Source organism: Dendronalium phyllosphericum CENA369, from assembly GCF_016056275.1.
Classification (GTDB): Bacteria; Cyanobacteriota; Cyanobacteriia; order Cyanobacteriales; family Nostocaceae; genus Dendronalium; species Dendronalium phyllosphericum.
Genome location: NZ_JAECZA010000123.1, coordinates 1 through 9,343, shown reverse-complemented (window position 1 = coordinate 9,343; position 9,343 = coordinate 1). Strand labels below are relative to the sequence as shown.

The following is a 9,343-nucleotide window of genomic DNA, read 5'->3' as shown; positions in this document are numbered from 1 at the left end:
ATGCATGAAAATGGGACTGGGGACTAGAGACTAGTATTTTTACTCAGCACTCAGCACTCAGCACTCAGCACTTTCAAGTTAGAAGGCTGGGTATAGATTTTTCATTTTTAATTTTCTCTGCTTACCACAAGATATGATTCAGGAAATAACGTAATAGCTTTACTCCTGTTGGCTCTTGATAGTCAGTTGGCAACAGAGCAAGCATAGCCTTTTGTAATGCTTCCAAAGCTATATCTACTTCTTGTCGCTTCGGTCTAGTAGTTTGAGTAAAATGCAATGGTTCGCCAACTCGAATAGTTAATTCTTTGCGTAGATAAAGATCGTGAGTGCCTATGAGGATGACTGGTACTATCGGCACTCCAGCCCGCAAAGCGTAAATTACAGTCCCTCGCTTCAGCGGAAGATGCAATTTACCCTCTGTGTTTCCCAACTTTCCTTCAGGAAACAGAACCATCCCATCGCCGCTAGCCAGAATTCTTAGTACAATGCGGTCTATTTGTCGCAGTGTTTGTATATCTTTGCCTGTGCGTACAGTCTGTTCAATTGTTGTAGCTAAATCAATCAAATCTTGCCGTCCTGCTTTAGCTGCTGCAACCACGGCGACTTCTTCTTTCCATATCCGTTCTAAGGGAATGACACCTCCCGCCAAACGGAGGATAAAGCGCTTCCAGCGCTTGTTATAAAGGGTGCGTGCATCACCTAGGATGTAGTAATAGGGTTGGGTGGGAAATTCTGCTAGCAGGAGTAAAGGATCGATGTGGTGGAGATGGTTAACTGCGAGAATTGCTGGTTGTTGAGGAATCTTGTCGAGGTCTTCCACCTTTACCCGAAAAAGAATATGAATGAGCGATCGCAATACAAACCGCCGCACGCTAGCATTAACTCTAGGTTCTGGACGATCGCGATCGATGGCATCTAGACGCTGGAGAATTGATTCTATTGTATGGCTAACAGCGCGATCGCTTGCCGCAGCCACACCCTCTTGCACCCGCTTGATAGTTGCAGCACTCAAACACGGCAAAGTTTCTGATAGCGTACCATTTTCCTGCTGATGGCTAGATGTTAAGTCGGCTGTTTTTTCATGGGTATGAATTTGGGAAGTTACGCCATCAGCTAGGTCTTCCCGAAAAGATTCGCTAGAAGAACTTTTGATAACATCCACCTTGAATTCATGAACAAATCATAATTCTTGAGCGCAAAATATGAAATAACCTACGGTTATAAGCCGTGGTTTTATTTAGATGCGTAACGACTAAAATCGCCAGTAATATTTAGTTAATTACGAATTAGTATGATTTCTCTCACAGCCAAAAACCATGTATCTTGATAAGCTAGTAGTCTGCTGGGAAAAACGTTAAAAATTAACCGTATGAGCGACGACAGCGTTTACCAAGTGCTTCACACAGAAGGCACATTTAAAGGTGTTGGGGAACTGGAACTGTATTACCAAAGCTGGTATCCAGAGGGTAAGGTGAAGGCAGTGTTAGTCATTGTGCATGGACTCGGAGCGCACAGTGACAGGTTCGGTAATGTCGTTAGACATCTCATACCCAAGCAATATGCTGTCTACAGTTTTGACTGGCGCGGTCATGGACGTTCCCCAGGTCAGCGAGGTCATATCAACTCCTGGGCTGAGTTGCGTGAAGACCTGCAAGCCTTTTTCAAGTTAATTAAAACCCAGCAGCCAGAAAGCCCAATTTTTCTTTTAGGTCATAGTTTAGGTGCTGTAATTGTTTTAGATTATGTTCTGCGCTATCCACAGGAAGCATCAGCATTGCAAGGCGTGATTGCCTTAGCGCCAGCCTTGGGAAAAGTGGGAGTTTCAAAAGCCCGCCTCATCTTAGGACACTTACTTTCACGAGTTTGGCCGCGTTTTTCCTTAAGTACTGGTATGAATTTATCTAGTGCTTCTAGAGATGAGAAAGTTTTAGCCGCCTACGCACAAGATAAATTACGCCATTCTCTAGGCACTGCCCGTATGGCAACAGAATTTTTTGCCACAACTGCTTGGGTTCATGCTCGTGCTGCTGAATGGCGATCGCCACTTTTAATTTTACATGGTGGCGCTGACCGAGTGACGCTCCCAGAAGGAGGCGAAATTTTTTATCAGCACGTAACCTATGAAGATAAGCTGCGAATAGTTTACCCAGAAGCCTATCACGAGCTGCAAAACGATCTGAATTATCAAGAGGTATTGGCTGATTTAGAGGATTGGTTAGAGCGACACCTTTCACCAAAGACAGTACAGTTGGCATAGCGCAGCAAGTTTATTAGTACGATCGCACTTTAGTGAAAACTCTTGAATTACCCTACTGCAAACTCGGTAAACTTCCGCTTGTAGGGAGCATGAAAACCCAAAACAATATCCTGTTTGGGAACTCCAGCAGCAACTAACTCATTAGCTACTCCCACCTCAGTCCCATCTCGCTGAATCCAAATTTTGCCATCCTTAATATCAATATGGATGATACAACCATAAACCCGCCTTAGCTCTTTTTCTTTCCAACCCAGATGGACAACTTGATAGTGATGACGCTCTGTATCAAAAATTAGCTCTACTTCTGTTTCATTTTCCAGATCTTTGTCTAAATGACCTGTGAGAATTTCTTGTACCAACTTAGAATAATTTATTCTTTCCATAACAGAACCTCTTTTGTTACTGGGTCAAAAATTAATAGTTTTATCTGGTGTTCTGCAATTACATCCTGAATTAACTTACGAATAAAGAAATCTCGGTAAGTATCCCAAGAAATTGCTAAATACAAAATTCGATTAGGTTGTTCTATTCTTAAAGCAGTTCGATAAGTGAGAGTTTGACCAAGAGCTATATAAAACTCACTTACTGCTGATGTTCCCAGAAAAGATTTAATTTCAACTGCAATTTTTTGTCCTGATTTTTGAGCAGCTATTATTCTCTCAGCTCCTAAGTCTACATACAACTCAATGTCTTCTGTTTTGATACGTAAAGGGTCATGGGTAATTGTCCAATTATCTTTTTCTAAAGCTGAACGAACAGCATTATGAAAAGTGTCTTTAGCTGACATACTTTGATTATAAATATACTTTTCGGTAGGTTTTATTAGCAGCGGCTAGAAAAGCTTTACTCAAATCAACATCTTTATAGTACATTTATACTATATCAGCATTACCAAGGCAACCTACTTCCATCCCAAGAGAAAAACTGTCCGCTATCACCTTCTTGAAGCTGTTCTATAACAGTTAATAACTGAGTAACAGTGCGTTCTACTGAGAATAATTTTTCCGCAGGTACATTTTTCTGAAACGGACGGGAAAGGCGTGTATCAGTCGTACCAGGATGCAATGTGACTACCAAAGTTTTGGGACAACTTCTACCATATTCAATTGCCGCAGTTCGCATAAACATATTGAGTGCAGCTTTAGAAGCACGATAGCCATACCAGCCACCAAGTTGGTTATCGCCAATACTACCAATTTTGGCAGAAATAGTGGCAAATACGCTGCGTTCTTTGTGACGAAACAGAGGCAATAAATGTTTAGCTAGCAAGACAGCACCAATACTATTTATATGAAAGTAGCGCAGTAAATTTTCTGAATTAATCTGTTTTAAACTTTTTTCTGGTTGTAAATTTCCCTCGTGTAATAATCCTACACAATTGATTACTAAATGCAGTTTGTTAACTTCGATGCGTATCTGTTCCACAGCTTCAACAATCTGTGATTCATCAGTGATATCCATTTCTAAACAAATTAATTTGCCAGAATGTTTATTTACTAAAGATAGTAATTTTTCAGCAGTATTTTTTTGGCGATACGTTGCATAAACTTTGGCTATTCTGTCGTCTTGGAGTAATTGTTTTACAAAACCTAAACCAATACCTTGATTGGCTCCTACAATCAATACATTGGCATGATTCACATCATCAAGAAAATACATACAAGTATTAGATTATTTGTGAAAGTATTTTATATTCGTAGCGAGAGACAAAACAATGGCCAACTTGTCTATCGCTATGATGACGGAAACCAAAGTTTTCATATACCGCTTTTAAGCGCGGACGCGAAGCATCGCAATCTAAACGTAAATAACATCTATTAAGGCTTTGTGCATGTTCAACTGCCCAATTGAGCAGTGCCGAAGAGACTTTACCGCCAGAATAACACCGTCGCACTGCTAAACGATGTACAAATGCTGAGTTTTCCTGAGCAATGTCGGGCCAAAAAAGTAAATCCTCAAGCTGAAACTTGATTGTACCAACTGGTTCACCAGCGCACTCAGCAAGGAAAAACAAACCTTGAGCAACATCTTCAGAAATATTTTTTAAAGAAACTTCGGTATCGCACCACAAAGGTATACCAAGCTGCTGAAGCCATGAAGCTGCTTCTAAAAGCACACCTGAAACTATCACTGTATCTTGTATAGTTGCTTGGCGAATTGAGATGTACATAGCAGTTTTGTATTGTTTAGTTTCTCAGTTTATTTTCCGATACAAAAGCGGCTAAAAATTCTATCTAAAACTGATTCTGTTACTTCCTCGCCTGTAATTTCTCCCAGTGCTTGAATTGCACCGCGTAAATCAATTGTCCAAAAGTCAAGGGGTAACTGCTGGGCTATTGTTGCTTGCACTTGTTTTAAGGATATTTTAGCTTTAGTTAAAGCAGCAGCTTGTCTTTGATTAATTGCTAAATCCATATCAGCAGCTTGAACTTTTTCCAGTCGAATTATTTTTAAAATGGATTTTTCCAAATCATCAATACCTTGATTTTGTGCCGCTGCTGTTTGGACAGCATAATTGATATTACTGGGATATTCTAAAGATTTAGTACGTCCATTCTCTACAAGGTCGATTTTGTTAAGAACTAAAATCAACGGACGGTGTTGTACCTGCTCGTAAATTTCTCGATCGCCTGCCGTCCAACCAGCTGAGGCATCGATGGTCAACAGAACTAAATCAGCCGCACTAGCAGCACGGCGCGATCGCTCAACGCCTATTTTTTCTACTCGGTCTATTGTTTCCCGAATTCCCGCAGTATCTAGCACCTGCACGGGAATTCCCCCAACAACTAGCTGAGATTCAACTACATCGCGGGTTGTACCGGGTAAGTCTGTAACAATAGCGCGATCGCTCCGACTCCAAGCGTTTAATAAACTAGATTTACCAACATTCGGACGACCGACAATTGCCACTTTTAAACCCGTGCGTAGCAATTCACCTTTGTCTTTTGTTTCTAATAACCTGTTGATTTCTGCGGCAATGTTCTCAATTTCTGATATTATGACTTTATCATCCAGCGGAGGTAAGTCTTCCTCAAAATCAATTCTGGCTTCAATTTCTGCTAATATATCCAAACAGTTAGCGCGTAACTGCCGAATTGGATGAGCTAATTTTCCTTGCAAACCAGCTAAAGCAGTTTGGGCAGCTTGAGGCGATCGCGCTCCCACTAAATCAGCAATACCTTCAGCTTGTGTCAAATCCAGCCGCCCATTCAAAAATGCCCGTAAGGTAAATTCTCCTGGTTGGGCTAGTCTTGCCCCGCTTTCCAAACACAGCTGCAACACCTGCTGCACCGCCATAATTCCCCCGTGGCAATGGAATTCCACCACATCTTCACGGGTGTAAGACCGGGGTGCTTTCATAATCAGCAATAAAGCTTCATCTACCAGTTGTTGTGTTTGGGGATGGCGGATATAACCATAGAGAATGCGATGACTTTCCCAAATTTGCCGCCCAGGCGCGCGAAATAGTCTTTGGGCAATGTCCATCGCTTGGGAACCAGAAACCCGCACAATCCCGACACTACCCTGCTGCGGCACAACAGCAGTAGCGATCGCGGCGATGGTTCCAGCAGTGGCTAATAGTTCTGACATGAGCGCCTTTTCCAGCAAGACATTGCATATATTGGTTAGCGTAGCAGCAGTGCTATCATCTGCGACTTATATTTTAATGGTAGATATTAAGACTAAAGAAATAGCAACTACAAGGTAAGATTTATCTTAAGGGTAATGCCTGAGAATAAGAAGTTAAGAGAGAAGAGTTAAGAGTTAGGAGCAAAACTGACAACTTATAACTCATAACTTTTAGAGAGAGGAATTAACTGTGGAGCAGAAAATTAACTGCGCTGAAGCCTGTGTCAATGGCTGCGTTTTAGGGAATAAATGTCCCAATATTGAGTTTAGAGAAGCAGCAGCAAAATTTATTGAAGAGACTTCCCTAGACCAAATGCTAGAGATGGCTGAAGAACGTCTGCGAAAAAAAATGATGGAACCTCCAAAATGGGTTCTTCCGGAAGATACATAATTTTATGTAGGTCAAGAGGATAAATTCAAATAATTAGCAGTTTCTTTCGCAGGCAAACCCTACGAAAGAAACTGAGTTATCTTTATAGGAAAGCCACTGCGTTGCTGAAACCGCACAGTGAGTTACTAAAAGAAAGCGCTTTTGCCATAACCACCGCTATAGCCATAGCCATCGCTATAACCGCCATAACCACCGCTATAGCCATAACCACCATAACCACCGCTATAGCCATAGCCGCCACTATAACCACCGTAATATCCACCCCCCTTAATAATTTGACTATCTTGAGTAACTAATTCATTGAGAAAGCTTTCGGAATCATCAAACAGATTGTAACCAACAGGATATAACTCAGAGATATTGACATTAGCCATTAGGCTTGCTCCTTTTTTACAAAGCAATTTTTTTCACATCAAAAGCAAGATTAAACTATATTTTGTCTAACCTTAGTTCTGATGTTTGCAAATTTAATTGAGCAAATCAAGGCTATGGAATTTGTTGCTTAGACATAAGTAAAATGTTTTTGTCTATATATGTTTTTAGCTTGCTACTTTAGTTACAGATAATGGCAAATTGTTAGAAATATGCTTAAAATCTCAGTTTTTTTTTAGAATAGACTATTACTATTTTATTTGTTTAAAAACATAAACATATCGCTTCGATCGCACAATATCTTGCCCATACAAACATTTATCAAATTAAAAATTTTTATAAGTTATGATTTTAGAAGTTAATAACAATCTTAATAGAGCAAACTTACAAGTGAATAATTTAGATATAATTACTTTAGTTATGTCTAATAATTGGTAAATTATTACTATATACAACACTCAAGATGTTCAGAAGTTTAATAAAGTTTTTATACTATATTCATTTGCGATCGCCATTTTAAAGTTAGTAATTTTGCTAGCAATTACACGCAATTTAGATAATTTTAGGAGTTTGAAGTCTAATGCTAATTTCGATTTTAAATATCTAACCCAATAACTGTTAGCTCAGGTGGATACTCAAGGGTAAATTGGTAAGATATCTCTCGTTTCTCATTGGGTGGAATAGTTAACACCCATTCTAAAATAGCCATTTCACCTAGTTGAATTTGCGGATTGCTGCGAATAAGACGTACTTTAATTTGCTCGTTGCGACTAACTGGCAATTGTTCGGTAATTGTCAAATTAGTTTCTTGATTGAGCAAGTTAGTAATTACTAACCGATAACTGTAAGTAATCCGGCGTTGGTTGCTCATCAGTTTTTTATCTACCTGACGCTCCACCAATTCCCGCTCAATTTTTAAACCTTCATCAATACCTAAGTTCAGTTTAAACTCTTGTCCTGGTGCGATATTTTCTAACTTTGTTGTGCCGACAAAAATATTGTCACGGAAAATATTTGCTTTGCCTAGTAATAAAGTCGCACCGTTGGAGCTATTTTTCACATTAGCTTGCAAATAAACAAAGCTTACTAAGCGCGGCATGGCGACATAATTGAAGCTACAAGGATAATCATCGTTGAAAATCGTTGTTTTATGCGGCGTGCCATCACTAGGAATGTTACCGCCACCACTCAGTTGAAAGGTAACTACACTTCCTTGTTTGGATACTTCTGCTACAACGATTTCTGCTGAGATGAGACTATCTTCTGCAACTTCGTCTTCTTGCCAATTTGCTTCAGCATCTGGAGCCGCTAAAGTAGGCAGGGAAGGGCTAGCAGTTAGTTGCCGTCGGCGCACCATTGGTGGTGGGCTTGGGGTATCGATATACCAGGGTTGAAGTTTGGGTGGTAGCGTACCTAATCCTGGTTTAGCAGTAGAAAGAGTAAGTGCTACATTAATCCAATCTTCACCAGTACTTTGAGAAACTTCTGCGAGGTAGCTCAAATGTACGATATTGCTCGTACTATCAACTCGTAAGTCATAAAGTGGAGTCCAGCTAGCGCGATTCACAATGTAGGATAGCTCTAGTTCAAACTCGCCTTCTCCTGATGGTGCAATTCCCACAATCAAGCTCAAACTTTCCTTGGGATGGGGTGTTTGGATTGTTTGCAATGCGGTGCGGAGTGCTTGTAGTTGCTTGTCTAATTCCTGCTGTTGGCTTTTGCATTCTCCAGAAGCGATCGCATATTCGCCGTACTGGCTGCCTAAAAAGTTGAGAAAATCTAAAGTCTCGCTGAGGCTAAGATTTTTCCGCGACAAACTTTGAGCAAAAGGTTCTTGTGTTTTTTCTCGCAAGCCATCGATAAAACTAGACTGTAAAGCCAAGGCATCCACTTGAGCTTGCAGGTGACGTTTTTCTGCTTCTAGTTGCTGAATTTGCCTTGTTAACTGTGCTACGCGTTCGGCTACAGGTTCGCTAGTGTAAAGGCGATCGCTGCTAACTCCTAACAACTGTACTCCCACCGTACCAGTACCGCTAACCCGAACGGACTCCGTTTCTAGGGTCAATGGCAGTGGACTAATTACTAATTCCCGTTCCAGTCCTGTTAAGGAGACACTACCTCGTCGCGTAACTAATGCTCTGTCACTATACACAGTCACAGCCACAATCTGACTTTCTACTCTTTTTTGTAAAGATGATATTTCTGGGTTAACCACTGCCAGATTTCCTGTTTTTAATAGTGCTGAGTGCTGAAGAGCCAGCGCTGTGCGGGGGTTCCCCCCGTTGAGGCGACTGGCGTTGCTGAGTTAGGAGTTTGAGGTTTTGAGACAGATGAATGAGTTTTTCAGGTGGATAAGCTAATAATCATTTAAATTGCATCCCCGCGTCTCCCCTTCTCCTTTGTCCCCCGAAGTTTGCAAGGGCGGGGGGAACCCCCCTTCGGGTGACGCTCCTTCGTCGCTAACGCTACGCTAACGCCAGTCACCTGATGCCACTTGCTCTACTTGGGGAGACCCCAAGACCGCAGTGGCTCCGGAGAGAAACCCTCCCGCAGTGCTGGACTCACCGCACGCAACTTCTCTTTGCGTCTTTCTAAGGCAAAGGATTGTGCAACTTAAAGGCAGATTAGCTTACTTCAAGTTCTAACTTTCCCCCTTGCCCCTCTGCCCCTCTGCCCCCCCTACTCCCTCATCT

The 9,343-nt window shown here is 41.3% G+C and carries 10 protein-coding genes; 2 read left to right on the top strand and 8 right to left on the bottom strand.

Translation table 11 applies throughout. From position 1 onward, the window contains the following. Positions 1-121: 121 nt before the first annotated feature. Positions 122-1,012 (bottom strand): lysophospholipid acyltransferase family protein, encoded by an 891-nt coding sequence (locus tag I8752_RS20270; protein ID WP_225895782.1) that lies wholly within the window; start codon positions 1,010-1,012, stop codon positions 122-124. 357 nt (positions 1,013-1,369) lie between these two features. Between I8752_RS20270 and I8752_RS20265 the strand changes: the two genes are divergently transcribed. Further along, on the top strand, positions 1,370-2,257 hold the full coding sequence (locus I8752_RS20265; RefSeq protein ID WP_214434094.1) for an alpha/beta hydrolase: 888 nt from the start codon (positions 1,370-1,372) through the stop codon (positions 2,255-2,257). Between the two features lie 47 nt (positions 2,258-2,304). On the opposite strand, the gene I8752_RS20260 is transcribed toward I8752_RS20265, so the two are convergent. The 5 genes from I8752_RS20260 to mnmE form a co-directional block, all read right to left on the bottom strand. Further along, positions 2,305-2,640, bottom strand: a complete 336-nt coding sequence (locus tag I8752_RS20260) for a XisI protein (protein ID WP_214434093.1) — start codon at positions 2,638-2,640, stop codon at positions 2,305-2,307. Continuing rightward, a complete protein-coding gene (locus I8752_RS20255) occupies positions 2,628-3,044 on the bottom strand; it encodes a XisH family protein (protein ID WP_214434092.1) in 417 nt (138 codons plus the stop codon). Before I8752_RS20255 ends, I8752_RS20260 begins: the two co-directional genes overlap by 13 nt. A 101-nt stretch (positions 3,045-3,145) precedes the next feature. Next, a complete protein-coding gene (locus I8752_RS20250; protein WP_214434091.1) occupies positions 3,146-3,916 on the bottom strand; it encodes an SDR family NAD(P)-dependent oxidoreductase in 771 nt (256 codons plus the stop codon). 7 nt (positions 3,917-3,923) lie between these two features. Then, positions 3,924-4,427 (bottom strand): GNAT family N-acetyltransferase, encoded by a 504-nt coding sequence (locus tag I8752_RS20245; RefSeq protein WP_214434090.1) that lies wholly within the window; start codon positions 4,425-4,427, stop codon positions 3,924-3,926. A 29-nt stretch (positions 4,428-4,456) separates the two neighbouring features. Then, the gene (gene mnmE, locus I8752_RS20240) at positions 4,457-5,848 is read right to left on the bottom strand and encodes a tRNA uridine-5-carboxymethylaminomethyl(34) synthesis GTPase MnmE (RefSeq protein ID WP_214434089.1); all 1,392 of its coding nucleotides are present in this window, start codon (positions 5,846-5,848) and stop codon (positions 4,457-4,459) included. Between the two features lie 229 nt (positions 5,849-6,077). Between mnmE and I8752_RS20235 the strand changes: the two genes are divergently transcribed. After that, positions 6,078-6,278, top strand: coding sequence for a hypothetical protein (locus tag I8752_RS20235; RefSeq protein WP_214434088.1), 201 nt, complete (start codon positions 6,078-6,080; stop codon positions 6,276-6,278). Positions 6,279-6,403: 125 nt separating this feature from the next. On the opposite strand, the gene I8752_RS20230 is transcribed toward I8752_RS20235, so the two are convergent. Both I8752_RS20230 and I8752_RS20225 read right to left on the bottom strand, forming a co-directional pair. Next, positions 6,404-6,652 (bottom strand): hypothetical protein, encoded by a 249-nt coding sequence (locus I8752_RS20230; protein ID WP_214434087.1) that lies wholly within the window; start codon positions 6,650-6,652, stop codon positions 6,404-6,406. 593 nt (positions 6,653-7,245) lie between these two features. Next, entirely contained in the window at positions 7,246-8,865 is a 1,620-nt protein-coding gene (locus tag I8752_RS20225) for a mucoidy inhibitor MuiA family protein (RefSeq protein WP_214434086.1), read from the bottom strand. Between the last annotated feature and the right edge of the window lie 478 nt (positions 8,866-9,343).